At 53.1% G+C, this 21,662-nt stretch carries 16 protein-coding genes and 1 pseudogene; 15 read left to right on the top strand and 2 right to left on the bottom strand.

Translation table 11 applies throughout. The features are described 5' to 3' along the window. From KOR42_RS14000 to KOR42_RS13945, 12 genes and pseudogenes are all read left to right on the top strand, one after another. Positions 1-200 (top strand): annotated as a pseudogene (locus KOR42_RS14000) (hypothetical protein); the annotation flags it as partial. A gap of 183 nt (positions 201-383) precedes the next feature. After that, a complete protein-coding gene (locus KOR42_RS13995; protein ID WP_146510454.1) occupies positions 384-845 on the top strand; it encodes an alpha/beta fold hydrolase in 462 nt (153 codons plus the stop codon). A gap of 47 nt (positions 846-892) precedes the next feature. After that, on the top strand, positions 893-1,774 hold the full coding sequence (locus KOR42_RS13990) for an apurinic/apyrimidinic endonuclease family protein (protein WP_197441179.1): 882 nt from the start codon (positions 893-895) through the stop codon (positions 1,772-1,774). Between the two features lie 1,501 nt (positions 1,775-3,275). After that, a complete protein-coding gene (gene rlmN / locus KOR42_RS13985; protein ID WP_146510453.1) occupies positions 3,276-4,364 on the top strand; it encodes a 23S rRNA (adenine(2503)-C(2))-methyltransferase RlmN in 1,089 nt (362 codons plus the stop codon). A 37-nt stretch (positions 4,365-4,401) separates the two neighbouring features. Continuing rightward, positions 4,402-6,180, top strand: a complete 1,779-nt coding sequence (locus tag KOR42_RS13980; RefSeq protein WP_146510452.1) for an adenylate/guanylate cyclase domain-containing protein — start codon at positions 4,402-4,404, stop codon at positions 6,178-6,180. 183 nt (positions 6,181-6,363) lie between these two features. Then, positions 6,364-6,663 carry a hypothetical protein gene (locus KOR42_RS13975; protein ID WP_146510451.1) on the top strand — a complete coding sequence of 100 codons (300 nt, stop codon included), beginning with the start codon at positions 6,364-6,366 and terminating at the stop codon, positions 6,661-6,663. A gap of 118 nt (positions 6,664-6,781) precedes the next feature. After that, the gene (locus KOR42_RS13970; RefSeq protein WP_146510450.1) at positions 6,782-7,327 is read left to right on the top strand and encodes a thermonuclease family protein; all 546 of its coding nucleotides are present in this window, start codon (positions 6,782-6,784) and stop codon (positions 7,325-7,327) included. A 256-nt stretch (positions 7,328-7,583) separates the two neighbouring features. Then, complete coding sequence (locus tag KOR42_RS13965) at positions 7,584-9,242, top strand: DUF11 domain-containing protein (RefSeq protein WP_146510449.1); 1,659 nt, start codon at positions 7,584-7,586, stop codon at positions 9,240-9,242. 318 nt (positions 9,243-9,560) lie between these two features. Beyond that, positions 9,561-11,249: a sulfatase gene (locus tag KOR42_RS13960; protein WP_146510448.1), complete on the top strand. Its 1,689-nt coding sequence runs from the start codon at positions 9,561-9,563 to the stop codon at positions 11,247-11,249. 47 nt (positions 11,250-11,296) lie between these two features. Then, positions 11,297-12,721, top strand: coding sequence for a sulfatase family protein (locus KOR42_RS13955; protein ID WP_197441178.1), 1,425 nt, complete (start codon positions 11,297-11,299; stop codon positions 12,719-12,721). 254 nt (positions 12,722-12,975) lie between these two features. Next, positions 12,976-13,767: an SGNH/GDSL hydrolase family protein gene (locus KOR42_RS13950; protein ID WP_231740927.1), complete on the top strand. Its 792-nt coding sequence runs from the start codon at positions 12,976-12,978 to the stop codon at positions 13,765-13,767. Between the two features lie 44 nt (positions 13,768-13,811). Further along, positions 13,812-14,417, top strand: a complete 606-nt coding sequence (locus tag KOR42_RS13945) for an HAD family hydrolase (RefSeq protein WP_197441177.1) — start codon at positions 13,812-13,814, stop codon at positions 14,415-14,417. A 35-nt stretch (positions 14,418-14,452) separates the two neighbouring features. Here the strand turns inward: KOR42_RS13945 and KOR42_RS13940 are convergent, their stop codons facing one another. After that, on the bottom strand, positions 14,453-14,944 hold the full coding sequence (locus tag KOR42_RS13940) for a twin-arginine translocation signal domain-containing protein (RefSeq protein WP_146510445.1): 492 nt from the start codon (positions 14,942-14,944) through the stop codon (positions 14,453-14,455). A 282-nt stretch (positions 14,945-15,226) separates the two neighbouring features. On the opposite strand from KOR42_RS13940, the gene KOR42_RS13935 reads away from it, so the two are divergent. From KOR42_RS13935 to KOR42_RS13925, 3 genes are all read left to right on the top strand, one after another. After that, on the top strand, positions 15,227-16,009 hold the full coding sequence (locus KOR42_RS13935) for a 3-keto-disaccharide hydrolase (RefSeq protein ID WP_197441176.1): 783 nt from the start codon (positions 15,227-15,229) through the stop codon (positions 16,007-16,009). Between the two features lie 169 nt (positions 16,010-16,178). Further along, positions 16,179-17,567, top strand: coding sequence for a PQQ-binding-like beta-propeller repeat protein (locus tag KOR42_RS13930; RefSeq protein ID WP_197441175.1), 1,389 nt, complete (start codon positions 16,179-16,181; stop codon positions 17,565-17,567). Between the two features lie 124 nt (positions 17,568-17,691). Continuing rightward, on the top strand, positions 17,692-20,070 hold the full coding sequence (locus KOR42_RS13925) for a transporter substrate-binding protein (RefSeq protein ID WP_146510444.1): 2,379 nt from the start codon (positions 17,692-17,694) through the stop codon (positions 20,068-20,070). A gap of 21 nt (positions 20,071-20,091) precedes the next feature. On the opposite strand, the gene KOR42_RS13920 is transcribed toward KOR42_RS13925, so the two are convergent. Continuing rightward, the gene (locus tag KOR42_RS13920; protein WP_146510443.1) at positions 20,092-21,585 is read right to left on the bottom strand and encodes an SDR family oxidoreductase; all 1,494 of its coding nucleotides are present in this window, start codon (positions 21,583-21,585) and stop codon (positions 20,092-20,094) included. Positions 21,586-21,662: the final 77 nt, after the last annotated feature.

Raw genomic sequence — 21,662 nt, 5'->3', positions numbered from 1 at the left:
ACGGTAAGCTGAATGGCGAGTACCGCTCACAGATGACCAGGACAGAACTCGAAACAAAAGGATACGGCAGACGCTGGCTTGTGGAATCATTCATGAGCGGATTGAAGCGAACCACAGGTGCCGCACTCTCAGCCAGAAGCGAGAAAGCCCTGTTCGTCGAAGCCGCCCTCAAAGTCCTCGCCTACGCCCTGAGGCGTTAGCCCACGATCAAAACCTGTGATTTGTTTTCAACACAGCAAACTCTTTGGTAAACTGCCGCCGCCCCGCGTTGACTTGCGGCTGCTGTTTTGAAGACTCTTTTTTAGACATCGGTTCTCTCCTGGCTGGATGTCCAAAATAAAAGACTCACCCTGTCCGAAAAACCCGAAGCAGGTCACATTGGCATGCAAGATGTCGCGCGGCGCAGCGGCAGCAATGACGAAATCACCGACGCGCTCGCCGACATCCGGCTTCCTTGCGATAGTGGTAGTTACAAACGTCTCGGCGAAGTCCGCGATCGTGCTGAATTGAAATGGAGCGCGCAGTGCCTCAGCCGACTTGACCCGGAAGCGCTCACTCCTGTCATCGAAGGCCGCTGGCTCGACGGCTACGACATGCAAGATGTGTTCTCAAACATTCACTGTCCCACGCTCTTGCTGCAGGCAGACCCGAAGGCAGGCGGCGCACTGACCAACATTGATGCAGAGGCTGCCTGCGCCACGATCGCTTCGTGTCAGCACGCCCGTTTTGCGAGTTGCGGTCATCAACTGCACCGCGACCGCCCGGAGGAGGTGCTACAAACGTTCGCAAAGTTTGCCCTTTCAATCACTTCATCGGAAAAATCACCAGAGGGAAACCTCTCATGAAGTCACCGTGCCTTTGACCATCATCACCCGATAAGAGTAAGAAACCCGTGAATAAAATCCTATTAGCGCTGCTCATCGTCTCCGGCCTGACAGGCCCGCTTGCTGCCTCCGATCTTTTTGACCGATCCAACCTCGCCGCCTGGTGCATCGTGCCGTTTGACGCCAGGAATCGCTCGTCCGAGGAGCGAGCCGAGATGGTGGCGAAGCTTGGCATTCACAGAATCGCCTATGACTGGCGCGCGAAGCATGTGCCGGAGTTTGAACGCGAAATCGTTGCTTACCAGAAGCACGGGATCGAGTTCTTTGCCTTCTGGGGCGTCCAAGACGATGCGCTTCGACTGTTTGAGAAGTACAAGCTGCATCCGCAGCTCTGGATCATGATGAAGGGCACGGGAGAAACGCAGGAAGCCCGGATCAAATCCGCTGCGAAAGGTCTCCAGCCCATTCTCGCCAAAGCAAAGGCCATCGGCAGCCGCGTGGGGATCTACAACCACGGCGGCTGGGGCGGCGAGCCAGTGAACATGGTGGCAGTGTGCGAATACCTCAAAAAGAACCGCGGCGCGGACAACATCGGCATCGTTTGCAACCTCCACCACGGCCACACGCACCTCGACCGACTGCCGAAAGCACTTGAGGCGATGAAGCCGTGGCTGCTCTGCTTCAACCTCAACGGCATGGACATCGATGGCGAGGCAAAGGGTCGGAAGATCCTTCCGCTCGGCGTGGGTACGCAGGATGTGAAGGTGCTACGGCAAATTCGCGCCAGCAGCTACAGCGGCCCGATCGGCATCCTGAACCATACGCAGGAAGATGCAGAGGGACCCCTTCTCGACAACCTTGACGGTCTCCAGTGGCTGATGCCGCAATTGGATGAACAAGCTCCAGGAGCGAAGCCGAAGTATCGCACTTGGCGTGAACGAAAGAAATGACCGCCGAAAGAACCTGCTCAATCGACCACCCTTGAAACTGCCTCTCGCAAGCTAGAGTCAATCAATCAATGTCATCAACTCCATCTCGCCGCTTGCTATCACGGCAGGATCGTCTCCGCATCTCTAAGCTTCTTCACGATCTGTTCAGCTGAATGGTGTTTGCGTTTCTTAGACATCGAATCTCCTTGCCTTAATCGGCGGTGAGACTCTCATTTCTGATGGACCATTTCAACCAAGGCACTCCAATCACATCCACGATTCGGTTATCGCCGGATTGCGATGTTGCAGCGTGACGGGTATTGTGAAGTGGCTTACGGTCATCTATGAATACACACGAGAGTGTCTGACATTGAAGGTCGCCCGTCGCATTCGGCACGAGAATGTCGTGGATGGCACGACATTCAAAACTGCTCCGACCAACAATGTTGTGTCTAAACGAATAAGGCCACGAAACGACAGATTCTGTCGTTGAGAGTTGGTCTGCATTGTCAGTTGCAATTTTCGGGCGTGGGGTCGGCCAAGAATACTTCGTTTGGAGTTCGGTACTCAAGACACGCTCGCGGGCGGTTGTTGAGCTGGTTTTGAACCGCACGCACGTGATGATGGTAAGCGCACGGTGACCCTTCTTCGTGCGCTTACTCTTGTTGAGATAGGCTTTCAGAATCAGGCAGGTGATGAGCTGTTCCTGCGTGAACTTTTTGGGGCTGTTGCGATGCGAATAGGGAGCCAAGTACTTCCGTGCGATTCGCATCGACAACGAAACGACCTCAGCCACCAACGCGTTCTTCCCTGATGCCTTACAAGCCTTTTAGCGCATCCTCAAACAATTCGCCAGACAACTTTTCAACAAAGCAGAACGAACTCACTTTTGTTCAGCAGAGGGTGTAGCAAAGTGTAGTTAAGCGGCCTCAATTCCACTGAATTGGGACTAACTTGGGGGCGTTTGAAAACATTGAATGTCGGCTGAGAAACGCTGCCTTTCCCGCAACTTGTTGCCATTTGCCTTGCAGTCCTCACACTTGTCATCGGCAAGAATCAAAATCACATTCGGAGATGTCTCCGCGATGGCTGACGTGCCGAAACACAGATGCCAACAGGCACAAAGCCCGGAGAAGAGTGATAGAAACGGCTTCATATCTGCGCTCATTGTTGGGTCGCAAGATGCACGACCGAGTTTCAAAATTCGCTGACAACGATACCCTATCAGTGAACAGATTGAATCTGCCACCATCGACGAAGTTTTTCTCTTCAAGTCCATCAAGTTGGCAAACATCTTCAGCTTGAAATCAGATTGCCAATCGACTCTTTCAGCGAGCGCCGCGATGTTTCAAGTGTTGGATGTGATTCAACATGCGGCATGTTCGTGTCTCTTCAGCAATGCGGAATCGACCTCGGTCAACGAGATCCATTCGACTCCGACCATTGCCAAACAGGGCCGATCCGGTAAAACGGAAGTTCAATCGCAAGCAAGTTATTCCTCGCACTTTGAAGTTGCGCACATATGTCTCTCGGTTTGTTGAACGATCTGTCTCGTGACGAATTAATTGCCTGGGTTGAACAGGCTGGTCACGCGAGCTATCGGGCCGATCAGATTCGTCGATGGATTTTCGGGAAACGGGTCAACGATTTCGACGAAATGCACGACATTCCCGCAAGTTTGCGGTCTGCGTTGAAAGAGCACTTTCAGCTTCTCGGAGCAAAGGTCGTTCGGCATCAGGTCTCCGTCGACGGAACAGAAAAACTCCTGCTCGAATTCGACGATAAAGAGCAGACTGAGTGCGTTTTGATGCGGGAAAACGACCGCAACACAATCTGTGTGAGTACGCAGGTCGGGTGCGCGATGGGATGCGTATTCTGTGCCAGTGGACTTCTGGGCGTGAAGCGGGATTTGACCACTGGGGAAATTCTCAGCCAGATTCTTCTTCTGGACCGCCTGCTCAGCGCTGACCAACGAATCACCAATGTCGTCATCATGGGAATGGGTGAGCCCCTCGCCAATCTTCGAAATCTCACGCCCGCACTGCTCACACTCAACGAAAAAGGGGGAATGGGGCTCGGAGCCCGCAGAATTACCGTCTCGACTGTTGGACTGCCTGAGAAAATCGCGGAACTGGCGGCTCTGAATATCCCGTTCAATCTGGCCGTCTCTCTGCATGCTCCGACGAACGAACTGCGTGATCAGATTGTTCCCGTCAATAAAAAGATCCGACTCGAACGGATCCTGAAAGCTGCGGACGACTATTTCGACAAAACCGGTCGACGAATCACGTATGAATACGTTCTCCTCGCTGGGATCAATGATGCAGACGAGCACGCGGCAGAGTTGGGAAGGCTCTTGAAGTCCCGAAATGCCCATGTGAATCTCATTCCGATGAACGATGTTTCGTCGCTGGACATGACAGCACCTTCCGCTCCACGAACGGACCAGTTCGTCAATACTCTGCGTTCCTGGAATATCAATGCGACCGTCCGCAAACGCAAAGGTGCAGATATTGATGCGGCCTGCGGTCAGCTACGGCTTGAGGAATTGACTCAACTCGATCCGGCCGCCGAATCCCCGAAATCACCGTCGAGTCCTTCCACCACCTAATTCAGTTCAACGCAGAACTCGACCGAGAGTGTTGCATATGTGGCAACTGATCGCACAAGGGAACGACCCCAGACAGCGCTGGAGACAGCGTCTCGAAGATCACCGGGCCTATACGGTCGGGCGATCCGTCGACTGCGATTTGCCTGTCGCCTGGGAGAATCAGCTCTCGCGGCAACACTTTCAACTCCTCGTCGAAAACGGAACACCGCAGCTTCTGATTTCAGAGGAAGCCAAGAATCCCGTTTTCTCACAAGGCGTGGCCCTCAAGCCGGGGCGACAATCCGCTCCCGAACAATTTGTGGTCGGCACAACAAGCTTCTTCCTCAACAAGATTGCCCCGTCGTCGACTTCACCAAGCGGACCGTTTCAGGAACTCGTCTTCACTCAACAGGAACTGAGAGAGGTTCAGTTCGAAGATGCGGACCGACGACTGGAAGCACTCGCGAGGCTGCCTGAACTCATTCGGGAATCGATGTCTCGTTCGGAATGCGCCACACAACTCGTGGCCATGATTCTTGCCGGAATCCGCTACTCGGAAGGAGCAGCTGTCGTTTCTTTGAACGATTCCGGAAGCATCGACATCCATGCCTGGGATCGTCGCAACGAAACAGAGGGACCATTCAAACCAAGCGTTCGACTCGTCCGTGATTCGCTGCAGGACGACCGCTCCGTCATGCACATCTGGGAGAAGAACGAAACGACGACCGAACAGTACACAATGGCGCCGGAGTTGGACTGGGCGTTCTGTGTTCCATTCACAGTCTCCGACCGCGAGAGCTGGTGCATTTACGTGACGGGCAAGCTGGACTCACCCATTCTCGAAGCGAATCCCACGAGACGGACAATTCAATCCGATGTTCGGTTTACGCAGCTTGTCGGTGAGGTGATCAGCAGTTCTCAGAAAATGAATCGGCTCGAAGGACAGCTTTCCGTTCTGAGACGGTTCCTTTCGCCTCCCATCCTGACAGCTCTTGAAGAGACCGGACACGGACGCGAACTCAACATCGATCTCTTAAAGCCTCGCGAATGCGATGTCACTGTTCTGTTTTGTGACTTGCGTGGATTCAGTCAACGCGCGGAAGTTTCGAGCGATGATCTCACCGGTTTACTGAATCGTGTGAACGATGCCCTGGAAGTGATGTCTCAGGAGATTCTCGGTTTCGGGGGCGTGACTGGAGACTTTCTCGGGGACGCCGTTCTCGGGTTCTGGGGATGGCCGTTCGCTTCCGAAGATTCTCCACTGAAAGCCTGTCGAGCGGCGGTTTCCATTCGCCGGGCTTTCGCGAAAATCCACCGTGACCCCAATCATCCATTGACCGATTTTCAAATGGGAATTGGGATCGCTCACGGACGCGCTGTCGCCGGACAAATCGGAACCAGCGGACGTATGGCTGTCACCGTTTTCGGTCCCGTGGTGAATCTCGCGAGTCGCCTGGAAGGATTGACGAAGAAGCTTCGCGTCCCGATCGTCATGGACGAAGCGACAGCTCAACTGGCCCGAAAAGGACTCACTCCCGAAGAAGGCCGAGTGCGAACTCTTGCCCGCGTCCTTCCCTACGGACTGGAAACGGTTCTCTCCGTCAGCGAACTTCTTCCTCCTTATGGTGAAGACTCAGAACTGACCGACACACTGATCGCCAACTACGAAGAAGGGGTGCAGCAATTCGTCGATGGAGACTGGGAAGCTGCGTATCGATCGTTGCATTCCATGCCGTCCAGTGACCAGGCACAAGACTTTCTCCTGGCAACGATCACCCAGAGTAATCGCCGGGCCCCGTCGAACTGGAAAGGCGTGATCGAACTTCCGAGCAAATAGGCTGCAAAGATATGCAATGCCATCGAGGAAGATTCTCAACTGTTAAAATTCGCTGAAGAGAGACTACAACCAACCGACGTTTTTTGGTTAAATTCGGAAACACGTCAGCTCCATCACTTCTGATGGTCACACATTCTGACTGCAATTTACTGTCAATCATCCTCGATCGAGGTCTGAAATAATATGATCCACTACTCGTGCGATCTCTGCGGAAAGTCGCTGGGAAAAGAGCGGTACGAAGCGAACATTGAAATCACTCCAGTTCATGATCCTGATGAACTGACCGAAGATGATCTAGATACCGATCATCTCCAACAAATCGGTGAAGAGATCTCTCAGATGGGCTCAACCAAAGACTTTGAGCTCGAAGAAACCGGTCCGAAGAGAATGAAATTCGACTTCTGCACTGCATGCGCTCATCGTTTTGCGAAAACGCCACTGCATCCGAAAATGTCTCGGGCTGTCCGTTACAGTGAAAACTAAGACTGCGAAGATTAGAGCTGCGAAAACGAGAGCCACTTCGACAACTCAAGCTGCTTCAGACTGACCTTCATTCGGCAGAGCACGGACGACTGAGCGTTTCGCGAGGGAATGATCATTCATGGGTCGAAAGCGTTTTCGTCGCCAATCCAGAGTCGGGCCACTTCTCGCGATTCTTTTCATCACATGGATCGCGTTCCGGCTTTACTCTGTGACTTCGCAGAACGAACAAGCCCCGTTCGCATCCTATGAGAATGTCAGGGTCGCTCGCGTTGTTGACGGTGACACGTTGTTGCTGGAATCTGGTGCCCGGTTACGCCTCCTTGGTGTGGACACTCCCGAAACCAAACATCCGGATCTCCCTCCGCAACCGTTCGGACCAGAAGCGACTCAATTCACAGAACGTTTCCTCCAAGGAGGAAGCGCGCGGCTTGAGTTTGATCGGGAGCAATTCGACAACTACGGGAGAATTCTTGCCTTCGTTTTCGTCGACGATCGAATGCTCAACGAAGAGCTTGTCGCTGCCGGATTGGCGACAGCTGAGCCCCAATATCCCTATCGCGGTGACTACAAACGCCGATTCCTGCAAGCAGAAGAGTCCGCGAAAGCTGCACGTCTTGGAATTTGGTCACTTCATGAGTTGACCGGGCAAGCTTCGACACCCTGAAAACAGCCCCCGTTTTCACGATTGGCGAGCTTGAGGCCATCGGCTTTGGAACATCAACCTCGGCGGGGGAAGACTTCGTGCCAAGTGGACACCTGCGTCTTGACCGGTGCGGCCGTATTTCAGAGGCAGAGAAAGCATTTGCGAATGCTCTATTCTCGCCACCGGCAATTTTTGCTAGTAATATCGCGTCCAAGACGGATTTCCGATCATCAATTGTCAAATGACATGGTGATCGAATGATCATCGGAGGATCACGATGCAGAAACAGGAACCTATCCCACGTCCGCGACATCTCTTTCCGGAGGTGGCTGCGCTGGCGATTGCTGTAAAGCGGGGACTTCTGCGATGCCTCTGGTGGCTGAAGGGGAACGACACCTGGGAACCTGTCTGGTCGATCGGTGCCATTGCGGGCGTTGCGGGAATTATGATGGCTGTGTTCCTGTTCTTTTTACAGGGCCCGAGACTCTCTGCTGACTCGCATCTGCAGGAGAATTCCCCGCGAACTCTTTTGAATCTCCCGGATCCGATTGAAGAAGAACTCACTCCGACACTGGCCGTTGATGAACCTGCTGTTCCACAAGAAGACCTCGTCTTTCCCGACCTCGGTCTTCCTGCAGAACCACCTCCCCAGCGGCCCGATTTCTCTGCGTCCACTTTCGACAGGACGCAAACTCGTTTCCCATGGAATCAACGGGAACTTGCAACAACTGTCGCTCGGCCGATTCGCCTTCCACAGCAACGAGTCCCCGATAACTGGTCTTCGCTGGCATTGAACGCGAGGACTGCTCCACTCTCCGAATCTTATCTCGAATCCGGAATGGCCCCGCCGGCTCAACCGCTGCTGCGAGTCGCTTCGCGTGATGTCCTCACTCCATTCGAAAGGTTCACTTCAACCCTTCAATCTGGAGTTGTCATCGAAAAAGTCCTCCCGGAAACGATGCTTCTGGGCGAAGTCGCAAAGTATCGAATTCTGGTGACAAACGATTCTTTGAACGACATCGATGCCGTCGTTGTGAACGAGCAACTGACGTCGATTCAAGACGTTCAAAGCGTTCGTCCACTGGCAGCCGTCAACGGATCTTCCCTCGAGTGGACAATCGAAAATCTCGCTGCCGGAGAGACCCGGGAACTCAGCGTGAGCGTGCTTCCACAAAATGCAGCCCCGATTGAAACACACACAACCGTCCGGGCGATCTCGTCGATCGGTGCACTCGCCACGGTCGAATTGCCTCCCGAAGAAGACCTTCAACCACCCGTCCTTCTGACGGAAGAGGAAGAAGAAATTCTGCCTGTGTTCCCTGAAGTCGAACCTCGCAGCGAACCTCGCCCCAGTCCGGAACCGGAAGTTTCGGGAGAACCGATCGTCACGTCGCCACCTCCCGTCGCACGTCCGGTGGAGACGACACCCATCGAACCAATGATTGAAGAACCCGTTATCGAAGAACCGATCGTGGAAGAACCCGTCGCGGAACCGGTGCGAGCCCCAATTCTGAAACTTGCGATCGAAGACCCTTCGACGCTTGAGATTGGCGAGAATCTCAGCCTCGACTTCACCGTCACAAACATCGGAAACGCTCCCGCCGAGAATGTTTTACTCGTCGCGCACTTGTCGGATGAGTTTCGACATAAACACGGCGAAACGGTGCAGCACACGATCGAGCGACTTGAACCGGGAGAAGTCCGCCACGCGGTTCTGCGAGCACGGACAACGACGACCGGACAGGGTCATTTGCACACCTCTCTCACACTCCAGAAGACGGAAACCGATTCCCGCGATGTCGTGATCCCAGTGGTTCAGAATCGTGAGCAACGAGAGGCCAGCCGCCCGGTTTCGTCGGCGAATTTGTTACGACCTCCGCATCGACTCAAGAGCAGCGAGATTGCCGCCGAATGGAAAGCGACCTCACTGAAATAGACCACTCTTGTGCCATGGTCTTCCAGTTTGACGGTTTCTTTCCAAACACAACTTCTTTCTGAATCGCAGCACTTCGATGGCGTCGTCGGACATCGCCACCATCGCAGTCTTGAGCGTTCCGCAGCTGCGGCTCTTTCATGCTCTTCTCTTCTGAGACGAAATATCGCGGACTCCGCTGCGGTTTGAAGAACAGTTTCAGACACGCGCGATTGACGCCGAAAGCTTCGCCCCCGGAACCTGCAGCGAGTCCTGTTTCCGCTCGTGCTGTTCGCGTTCATTGAAAGCGACGGTAAGTCTCGTGTATTGTCGAGGGCTGCAATGATCGAGATCCAACAGGTTGTTCATATGTTTCTTGCTTTTCCGGGTGGACGTCGAAGCGAATCGGACTTTTCGAGACCAACGTCTCGTCCAATAGATTCTCAATCGACACATCCTCGAAGTTCACTCATCAAGTGGACATTTCTCGCTGCGGTGATCTTCCTGTTCTCTCTGCCACAAATGAGCGGAGCACAGGACGAACAGCAATCCAATGATGACGGCGAAGCACGGCCGAAGCCGAATGTTCTGCTGATCATGGTCGACGATTTGAACGACTGGATTGGCTGCATGCGTGGGCATCCCGGAACACAGACTCCGAATATCGACGCACTTTCGCGCGAAGGTGTGCTGTTCATGAATGCACATTGTCAGGGCCCGATCTGTGGTCCGTCTCGTGCATCCCTGCTTTCAGGGCTTTACCCTCACACGACGGGGGTTTATCAGCAACCCACGAAAAACAATCTCGAGAAAGACGAAGAGCACTTTCGAGGCAAACTATTGCCCGAGTACTTCGCTCAGCATGGCTATGAAACTCTCGGCGTTGGAAAGATCACGCACGGATATTCCGAAGATGTGGCGTTCCAGAAGTACGGAGGCTGGAAAGATGGCTTCGGCCCCAAACCGGAAGGGGGAAAGCGTTTCAATTACGAACTCCCTTCCAGTCCGTATTCAGGAACGCAAACCGACTGGGGAGCTTTTCCCGAACGAGATGAACAAATGCCCGACTTCCGCTCGGCAAGCTGGGCGATCGAGCAACTGGAAAGCGATCACGAGAAGCCATTCTTTCTCGCGGTTGGCATGGTCCGTCCACATGTCCCGTTCTACGTTCCTGAAAAGTGGTTCGAACAGTTTCCTCTCGAGAACATCGTTCTCCCCAAATTCTACCGGGAGGATCAGAACGATCTTCCCGAACTTGGAATTCGCATTCACGAGTTGCCGAAGTACCCGAATCTTGAGTTCCTGCAAGCCAACGATGACGAACAGTACCGCAAGTGTGTTCAGGCTTATCTGGCGTGCATCAACTTCGTCGACTTTCAGATCGGACGAGTGCTCCGGGCGCTGATGACAAGCGAATTTGCAGACAACACCATCATCGTTTTATGCAGTGACCATGGCTATCACATTGGCGAGAAAGACCGCGTTTCCAAGCACAGCCTTTGGGAAGAATCAACACACGTCCCGTTGATTATTTCACTCCCTGTTCATCGAAGCGATCCTCGCGAAATTATTCGGCGAAATGATCTTCCCGTTGGACTCATCGACCTGTACCCGACGCTGGTCCAACTGTGTGGACTGCCTGAGAATCCTTCCAACGAAGGTGAAAGCCTTGTCCCGTTGCTTTTCCATCCTCAAGTCGAAGGCTGGCGCGAAGCCATTCTCACAACTTACGCAAAAGGGAATCACGCCCTGCGTACTCAAACTCATCGCCTCATCCGCTACGAAGATGGTCGATTTGAGTTGTACGATCACACTTCCGACCCCGAAGAGTGGAACAATCTCGCCGGTCCTGCTCAAACCAGCCGGGCTGCGATGGAAGTCAATTTCGAACTCGCGCAGCATCTGAGTCAATACTTCCCGACAACAGAAGCGGACTATCATCCGTCCACAAGCCGGAGTCCCGTCAATGCCTGGTTTGAGGAGCACCTCAAAGCGAACGGTGTGATCCCCGCCAAGAATCCGGACAAATAGTGCGAGAGAGTTTCAGCGCTCAACTTCTTTTCAACGATAGGACTGCAATGACAATCATACGTCTTCTGCTCATCGGTTCGTTCTTCGCGTGTTGGTGTCAGGAAGTCATGTCAGCTGAGCGGCCGAATGTCATCCTCGTTATGTGCGATGACCTGGGGTGGAGTGACGTCCGTTTCAACAACCCGGACTCACCGATCAACACACCTCATCTCGATGAGATGGCCAAATCGGGAATGCGTTTCAAGCGGTTTTATTCAGCTGGATCAGTCTGCAGCCCGACTCGCGGATCATGCCTGACCGGGCGTCATCCGCATCGCTACGGGGTTTACTCTGCCAACACCGGAAATCTGAAAGATGGCGAAATCACGCTTCCTGAGATCCTTCGAGAGCAAGGCTACACGACGGGACACTTCGGAAAGTGGCACCTCGGAACATTGACCACCGAAATCAAGGACGCAAATCGAGGAGGTCCGAAAGGAGCCGACCATTTCTCGACGCCACAGATGAACGGATACGACCTCTGTTTCGTCACCGAATCGAAAGTACCCACCTACGATCCGATGATTAAACCTCCCGGAGGCGGTCAGAAAGGCTGGGACTATCTCAAAGATCGAAGCGAGGCCGTTTCGTATGGAACTCGTTACTGGGACGAGAACGGTGAAATCGTCACGGAGAACCTTGAAGGTGACGACTCTCGAATCATTATGGACCGGGCAATTCCTTTCATCGAACAAGCAGCCTCCGACAAAGTTCCCTTCTTTGCAGCGATCTGGTTCCATGCTCCGCATCTTCCGGTCGTCGCTGGCCCGGAGCACGTCGCTCCTTACGAGAGATACGACTCCTATGAACGCAATTATTACGGCTGCATTTCCGCTCTTGATGAACAGGTCGGTCGACTGCGTGAAAAATTGAAAACTCTTGGAGTCGATCAGAACACGATGATCTGGTTCTGTTCGGACAACGGACCGGAAGGGCAGTCCGGAAAGGCTCCGGGGTCGGCATCGCCGTTTCGTGGACGAAAGCGTTCGCTCTATGAAGGTGGCGTCCGCGTTCCCGCGATCGTGGAGTGGCCGGGACACGTTCCTCCAGGCACAGTCTGCTCCTCTCCAGCTGTCACGAGCGATTACCTTCCGACGATTCTCGATGCACTGGAATTGACCTTGCCCGATGACCGTCCAATCGATGGCGTGTCATTGACGCGGTACTTTGATAGGTCTTCCCCTGAGCGAGGATCACCGATCGGATTTCAGTTCCAGAAACAACGATCGTGGATGTCTGACCAGTTCAAGCTGTACTCGTCCGATGCCGGAAAAACCTGGGAACTCTACGACCTCTCCACGGACCTGGACGAAAAACACGACATCGCCGCCGACCATCTCGATCAAGTGAAGGCCATGGTTGGTGAAATCAAAAGATGGATCGAGTCGTGTGAAAACAGCGATGCAGGTAACGACTATGCAACCAGAGAGTGACGTGAATCCGGTCACATCTCTCTTCAATGTCCCTGTTTAACGTCACTGCTCTTAACGTCACTGCCTCACCTTCCATCAACTCAACATCGCATCAACTCGACGGATGGTTTTCAACTGCCTGAGTTGAACTTGAGAGTCTGTTGCACTTGCCTGTGCACTCACCTGGAATCTTTGATCCCGTTTTGGTTCTGTTAACGTGTTCGAGTTCGAAAAGATGATTTCCTTGCGTGCTTTCAAATCGATTGAAAAGGAAAATGATGACACCCTCGAATCTTGATCGTAGAACATTCATTCAAGCAGTCGCGACCGGTGCCGGTGCTGTTGGAATTGGAAAGATCGCTTCCGGACAGGAAACCGCTTCAGGTGAGGGAAGCTGGATTCAACCAAAGAGCACGATCTTGTTTCAGGGAGACTCCATTACTGACGCTGGTCGCCAACGTGACTCCGCATCAGTCCCCAACAAGCAACCTGGCTTGGGAAATGGATACGCCTGGATGGCTGCTTCACAACTGCTCGTCGCCCACTCGGACGACCAGTTAAAGATCTTTAATCGAGGCATCAGCGGCAATAAAGTATTTCAACTCGCGAACCGCTGGGATGCTGATTGCCTGCAAATCAAACCGGATGTTCTCAGCATTCTGATTGGTGTGAACGATATCTGGCATCGCCGAAACGGAAAATACGACGGAACGATTGCCACTTACCGCAAGGACTACGACGCACTTCTCGCTCGCACAGTCGACAAGCTTCCCAACGTGAAACTTGTCGTGTGTGAACCGTTCTTGCTGGAGTGCGGAGTAATCGATGAGTCATGGTGGCCCGAGTTCAATCCTTTCCGGGAAGCATCTCGCGAAATCGCCGAGAAGTTTGGCGCACGCTTCGTTGCCTTTCAGGACATGTTCAACGAAGCAGTTCAATATGCTCCACCAGAATATTGGGCGCGAGATGGAGTTCATCCGTCTCCATATGGCGCACAACTGATGGCCGGTGAGTGGATTCGCGTCGTCAATGGGTCCGACGCTGATTTCAGCGCTCGGAGTCGCTGAATCGAGAGCCCCTGAAGTGAGAAAAGTCGAAAAGAGAGACGCTGGTGGCGATCAAAACGATCCTGTTCGACCTCGGAAATGTGTTGCTCAATTTCTCACACGAGAAAATGTGTCGACAGATAGCTGCCCTCTTCGACGTCTCAACAGACGACGTTCAGGAAGTCTTTCTAAGCTCCGGGATCTATGCGGAGTTTGATCGCGGACAAATGACTGAACAGGACGTTCAGCATGAGTTGGAGCAACGTTTCGGTCGCAAGGTTGCGCTGGACGATCTGAGACAGGCAGCGGGTGACATCTTCGAACCAAACGTCGAAATGCACTCGCTGCTCTCAGACTTACGCGGGCAGGGATTACGGTTGGTGCTGTTGTCGAACACCTGCGTCACGCACATCGAATGGATTCGCACGCACTACGAGACCCTCTCCATGATGGACGATCTCGTGCTTTCATACGAAGTTGGCGCGTCCAAACCCGAAGCGGAAATTTTTCGCGTCGCGCTGGAAAAGATTCAGTGTGATCCGTCCGAGTGTCTATACACGGATGATATCGCTGGACACATCGATGCCGGTCGACAACACGGCCTTCAAGTCGAGTTGTTCACCACTGCTGAGAAGTTCAAGACCGATCTCCGCAAACACGGAATTACGTGATCACTCGAAGTTGAACCGCGTTTCCGAAAAGAAGATCAGGAATTTTCCTCAGTGTTTTCAGGAGCTGGGGTTTGCGGAGCAGAACTCGATGATGCCTGTCGCTTGGCGGTCCAGAATTCTTTGATCGTCTTCAATCGACGGGTAACGAAATTGCCTTCGACGAGACTGACTTTTTCCCCGGTCTCTTCTGCGACTGCATGTTCGACCATGGAAACGGATGGATTTTTCTCGGGAAGGCTAACCTGCTTCAACTGAGGTTTTTCGTTCGCGGCATACTGCTGCTGACTGGGATAGAACATCGTTCCGTTCTGAAAGTCGATGGCGAATGCAATCGCTCCTGGCACGAAGAAGAAAACCAGGCCGATGGCATCCATCCCAACAATCGTCCAGTCCACATCATCGATAGTGCCGCGTCGCTGTCCCATTCGCTCGGGATAGAGGATCGTTCCACAACCGGAAGTTGCAGCTGCGACTCCATAGACGGCACTCGTCTTGAGGAATTTTCGTCGATTGGCTTTCTGAGTCATCTGTCTCGTCTCACCTGTGCACGCATTTTTCCCGCTGGCGGAACGTGTAATGGAAACCGGGAACTCAGTGCCAGTTGAGCTTCAGAAGTCCGGAAATTTGATGCAGAATTTGCCGGTCCGTTGTTGATCGTTCCTTCCGAGAGCTATGATATTCCGCACTCTCCCGCGGGTTTCGTCACATCGACGATTCCCTCGTTGAAAATGTTTCATTACGGCCGGATCGCAATTTTTTCGATGTGTTCCTCGCCCGACGAATTTGCTCTGCAAGACTCAGGATCATCCATGACATTCGCTCGCTCCTTATTTGTGCTCGCACTTCTCGGTTTCTGCACGTCCGTTCATGCCGAAGAAGGAGAATGGGTTTCACTCTTCAATGGAAAAAACCTCGAAGGCTGGACCCCCAAAATCAAAGGGCATGAGTTGGGCGAAAACTTTGCCAACACCTTTCGAGTTGAAGATGGATTGCTGACCGTCTCCTATGACGGTTACGACAAGTTTGACCGTCAGTTCGGACACCTCTTTTACAAAGACAATTTCTCCAACTACCGGTTTCGCGTTGAATACCGGTTCATTGGCGAACAGTGTCCCGGAGGTGAAGGCTGGGCACTGCGGAACAGTGGTGTGATGGTGCATGGGGAAGCCCCAAGCGAAATGGCGAAAGACCAAGACTTCCCGACATCGATTGAAGTGCAGCTTCTCGGTGGCGATGGAAAGAACAAACGAACAACTTCAAACCTCTGCACTCCGGGAACAAATGTCGTCATGGATGACAAACTGGTCACTCGGCACTGCACCAGTTCCAGTTCGGAAACCTATCATGGAGACCAGTGGGTCACTGCGGAAATTGAAGTTCGCGGCAATGAAGTCATTCGCCACATTCTCGATGGAGAAGTCGTCTTGGAATACCAGAAACCTCAGCTCGACAATCGCGACAAACACGCCCAAGAACTCGCCGAGAAGAACGGTGGACTGATGCTGAGCGGAGGATCAATTTCACTTCAATCCGAAAGCCATCCCATCCAGTTTCGCAAAGTCGAAATCATGGTCCTGGACGAAGAAAACTGAAACCGTGATTCTGTGATGAATCTTGCTGCTCTGGCCTGTGCGCTCGCTTGGGCTGTTCGAATTGGTTTTAACCTGTTTGCGTGTGCGAATTCGTAAAGACCAATTCTGAATATGCTCTCATGGCACTTTGTTATCGATCGATGGCACAAAACGAACTAAAGAGACACGAATGCAACGAAAATCCATGAGCTGCAGCCCAATGATCCTGAGCTTGTCGTTGACCTGCTTTTCAATCACAGCCTGGGGCGCAGACGTCACGCAGTTCCGCGGCTCAAACGGCGATGGAATTGTCCATGAAGAGAATGTCCCCTCCACATTCTCTGAGACTGAGAAACTCATGTGGAAAATCGACCTCCCCGGAAAAGGTTGGTCGTCTCCAGTGGTTGCGGATGGAAAAATCTGGCTGACGACAGCGGTGGAAGTCGTCCCTGACGAAGACGAGCGAGAGAAGCTCTTGCTCGCTTCGGGTGATCAGCCCAAGCAGTTTTCGCAAAAGCAAATCGCCAAGAATCTGGAACTGAAAGTCATTCAGATCGATAGCGAAAGTGGGCAAGTGGAGAAGGTCAAGGATCTCTTCACGATCGACCGTCCAGATTCCATTCACAAAACCAACAGCTACGCGTCTCCAACCCCGTTCATCGACGGCGATTTTCTTTACTGTCATTTCGGAACATATGGAACGGTCTGTCTGAACAGGCATGATCTGTCGACCGTCTGGCAGCGAACCATTCCCGTCGTTCACAGCGTCGGGCCCGGCAGTTCTCCTTTTATCTGCAAAGACCTGATCGTACTGATCTGTGATGGAATCAATCGACAGTTTGTAATTGCCCTCGATAAGAAATCCGGCGAGACAGCATGGGAAGTCGACCGACCGAAAATGGACGCGTCGGACGGCGAACAGAAGAAGTCTTACAACACTCCGGTTTTCGTCACCGATTCGCAGGGACGCGAGCAGTTGATTTGCATGAGTTCCCAATGGATCGTCTCTTACGTTCCGGAAACAGGGGAAGAAATCTGGCGAGTTCGCCACGGGAAAGGTTTCTCCGTCGTTCCTCGACCCGTCGTTCAGAATGACATCATCTTCATCTCGACAGGGTTCATGAAAGCAGAACTGTGGGCCATCAAAATCGACGGTTCCGGCGATGTCACCGACTCCCATGTTGTCTGGAAAGAGAGTCGAAATATCCCGACCAAGCCGTCCCCAATCGTCGTGAACGAAAACATTTTCGTAGTCAACGACACCGGCATCGCCACCTGCTTCGACTCAGAAACCGGTGAAACAATCTGGCGAGAACGAATCGGAGGGAACTTCTCTGCTTCTCCGGTTCTGGTCGACCAAAAGCTGTTCCTTGCCAGCCAGGAAGGCGTCGTGACAATTCTCGATTCGAAGAACGATTTCAACGTCATTGCAGAGAATCAATTGTCTGGCCAGATCATGGCATCTCCCATCGTGTTTGAAGACTCACTCGTGATTCGGACAGATTCCTCACTCTACCGTTTTCGCGAAAACGAAAAGTCTCCCGCTTCGGGGAGAGTTTCGCGGGTTGATCGCCCCTGATTCCCATTTGAGTTGTAAACTCACCGAGAGGGAGAACGGAATTCGATGCCCAGCGAGTGGAGAACGGCGTGTTGAAGCTTCACAGATTGAGCGAATCTGTGTCGACGAGAAAGCGAAATGAGCAATGTTGCCTGACGAGAACGATTCCCCTTCCGACAAAAGTCTGAAACCAGAATCGGGTGTCCATGAAGAAACATTCATTTCCGGTGGTCTGACATCGTCGTCCCCGAACGAAGTTTTCTCGCCCAAAAATCCCGAAGAATGGATTGGAAAAAAACTCGGTCACTACGAGATTCGGCAACTGATCGGTCGAGGGGGAATGGGGATCGTTTACCTCGCTCACGATATGTCGATCGATCGTGATGTTGCCATCAAAATGCTGCCGAATGAATTGGCAAACAATCCGGTTCTCCTCCAGAGATTTCAAGCAGAAGCGAGAAGCGCCGGCAAGCTCCAGCATCACCACGTCGTTTCGATCTATGAAGTCGGCGAAGACCAGTCCGCGAATTTTCTCGTCATGGAACTGGTCTCAGGGGGAAGCGTCTCGGAAAGGCTTTCCGAACAGGGGCCAATGGCAATCAGCGATGCGACCCTCGCAATCGTTCAAGCCTGTCAGGGAATCTCCGCTGCGCATCGACTTGGATTGGTTCATCGCGACATCAAACCGGCCAACTTACTGTTCAACGAACAGGGCGAAATCAAGATCTCGGACTTCGGCCTCGCCAAGAGCCTGAAGCACGAAACGCTTCAAATGACCCGAGACGGGCAGGTGGTCGGGACTCCTTATTACATGAGTCCCGAACAGTGTGAGTCTCGACCGGTCGACGCTCGAAGCGACGTCTATTCATTGGGAGCAACTTATTACGGCCTGCTGACAGCGAAGTCTCCGTACGAAGAGAGCACCAGTATCGTTCAGGTGATGTACTCCCATTGTCACGCTCCGCCGCCCGATCCGCGTGTCGTGCGGGCCACCGTTCCCGCCGCGTGTGCAGAGATCATCAATAAGGCGATGGCGATTGACCCTGAGGATCGGTATCAGTCGGTCGACGAAATGCGTGTCGATCTCGAAGCAGTCCTGGCAGCAATTTCAGGACATGGAATTCAGCTCCCCAGTCAATCCGGGAGCTATTCGAAACTTCCGACTCTCAACTCACAGAGCCATTCCCGATCGTTCGCACGTCCGGCGGCAGTCGCTGCAGGGATCCTGTTACTTCTCGCAGGTCTGGCGTTCATCGCAACTCGAAACCCGGATCGTCCGCCCGGAAACGAATCCATTGGTGACAACAATCCGGCGGATTCCAATATCCCGGTAATTCCTCCTCCACAGGGTGAACCGATTCGTATCGGACTCCTGCACTCGCTTTCCGGCACAATGTCTCAAAGTGAAAGCCCGGTCGCGGATGCAGCACTGCTTGCGATCGAAGAATTGAATCAAAACGGAGGAGTTCTCGGCCGGCCGGTGGAGCCACTTGTCGCAGATGGACGCTCCGACTGGGACGTCTTTGCGAAAGAAGCCAAACGTCTCATCCATGACGAAGAAGTGGTCACCGTTTTTGGTTGTTGGACGTCCGCAAGCCGAAAAACGATTGTTCCGATTTTCGAAGAAGCAAATCACTTGCTCGTCTATCCGCTCCAGTATGAAGGAGTGGAAGAGTCGCCCAATGTGATTTACATGGGAGCGGCCCCCAATCAACAGATTTTGCCAGCGATCAAATGGGCATACGCTTTCGATAACCGCCGTCGTTTCTTCTTTGTCGGCTCGGACTATGTTTTCCCTCGCGTGGCATTTGAGATCGCGAAGGATCAGCTCGAAGAACTCGGAGCGGAACTCGTTGGCTCTCGCTTTCTGCCTCTCGGAAGTCATCAGGTTCACGAAGTCGTCGAGGAAATCGTCGCCGCAAAAGCCGATGTCATTCTGAACTGCATTAACGGCTCAACAAACACGGATTTCTTCCGAGCACTCCGCAAGGCGGGGATCACTCCTGCAAATTGTCCGACAATCTCCTTCAGTATCGGCGAGCAGGAACTTCGCCAGTTGAACGTCGATGAAATGGTGGGCGAATACGCCGCCTGGAACTATTTCCAATCAATCGATTCCCCGGTGAACGAAGAGTTTGTCGCCCGTTTCCATCAGAAATATGGCCCTCAACGAGTCGTCACCGATCCCATGGAAGCGGAGTACACGGGAATCAAGCTGTGGGCCAAGGCAGTCGAACAGGCAGAAAGCACTGATCCGTCGGCGATTCGCAGAGCGTTTCTGAATCAACAACTTGATGCTCCCGAAGGGCCGATTCGAATCGATCCCGCGACACAACACTGCTTCAAGACTCCGAGAATCGGAAAGATTCTGCCGAACGGACAATTCGATATTGTCTGGACCGACGCGAAGCCAGTCGCTCCCGCACCTTATCCGCCGACACGATCGACTCAGGATTGGAGAGCCCTCCTCCACGATCTCTACACAGGATGGGGAAACCAGTGGTCTGCAGCCTCGGACGAATAAACAGGTCTCAAGCTGTGGACGTTATGCTGACGACGTCAACTCGTCTTTCGCTTCTTGTTGTGCAAGACGTTCTCCTTCGCGGACAATCCCGTTGAGCATTCCGGTGAACACGAATTGGTGCAGCGGCCAGATGGTGTACCAGTAGGCGATTCCAAACAGGCCGACCGGATCGAATTCGGCAGTCTGTCGAATTCGCGAGCCTCCGTTGTCGAGTTCTTCAACATCGAAGGTCAGCCAAGCCCGACCGGGAAGTTTCATCTCAGCGGCCAGTCGCAGCCTCTTGGGGGGATCAAATGCTTCCACGCGCCAGAAATCAAGAGCATCTCCGACAGCCAGATCGACGGGATGATTTCGTCGACGTCGAAGCCCGACTCCGCCCACGAGCAAGTCGAGAAATCCTCGCAATCTCCAAAGCACGTTTCCGTAATACCAACCGGTCTTTCCACCAATTCTTTGAATGGGAGCAAACGCCTCCACTGGCGAGAGTTCGACATCGCGAGTTCGAGAATCCATCAACCGGTTCCGGAACTTCGCCCCTCCCCAGGATGTCACCGGCCCCGCAGATGACAGCGAGTCCGTCCAGCGTGTTTCGGCGATTTCGTGGTCTTCATTGGAAAGGGCTCTCGTGATGGCTTCACTGAAACCGCGAGGCTGAATATCGAAATCATCGAGCGCGGAGAAATCGGTCACGACTGTCGGATTCTTCAGACTCTCAATGAGTTTTCGTCCGATGCGCGCATAAACCGGCGTCACAAGACCAAGCCACAAACTGCTCAACCAGGGAGAGAGAAAAGGCACAGGGATCACAAGTCGACGAAGCCCACGCTGGCGAGCGTATTCCTTCATGATCCCTCCGTACGACACACGATCAGGACCGCCGATTTCGTAGACTTTACTTTCACCATTTGGATGAATCAGAACCTGAGTGAGGTATTCCAAAATGTCTTCGACTGCAATTGGCGAAGCTTCGGTCGAAACCCATTTCGGCCAGAGCATGACTGGCAGCTTTCGAACGAGAGAACGTACAAGCTCGAAAGAAAGACTTCCCGAGCCAATGGTGATCGAAGCACGAAACTCGATCACCTGAGCCCCGGACTCGCGGAGCAAATCCCCCACTTCGTGTCGACTGCGAAGATGCTTGGAGAGACGGTCACTCTCGCTTCCCAGTCCCCCAAGGTAGATGATCCGACGCACACCTGCAGCTTGACACGCGAGAGCAAAATTCTTCGCGCCGCGTCGATCATCGTCTTCGAAGTCACTGCGAGTTCCCATCGAATGGACGAGATAGTACGCAGTATGCACGTCTCTGACGGCCTCATCCAGAGAATCGCGATCGAGGACATCTCCCGGAACGACTTCCGTCGTCGGTGCGACGCGAGAGACAAGATTCTCGGGACGCCTCGCCATACAACGGACCTTGCACCCGGAGTCTTCAAGCCTGGACAGCAATCTTCCGCCGACGTAACCGGTCCCCCCAGTGACAAGAATTCGCTGCTGGAACGTTGCATCAGCCATTCGCCGCCCACCCAAGAGTCAAGTTCCAAACATTATCAATAATCTTCTACGACTTAAATTATATCCATGTCCTGAGA

It is taken from the genome of Thalassoglobus neptunius (genome assembly GCF_007859735.1).
Taxonomy (GTDB): domain Bacteria; phylum Planctomycetota; class Planctomycetia; order Planctomycetales; family Planctomycetaceae; genus Thalassoglobus; species Thalassoglobus neptunius.
This window is presented reverse-complemented; position numbering and strand designations above follow the sequence as displayed.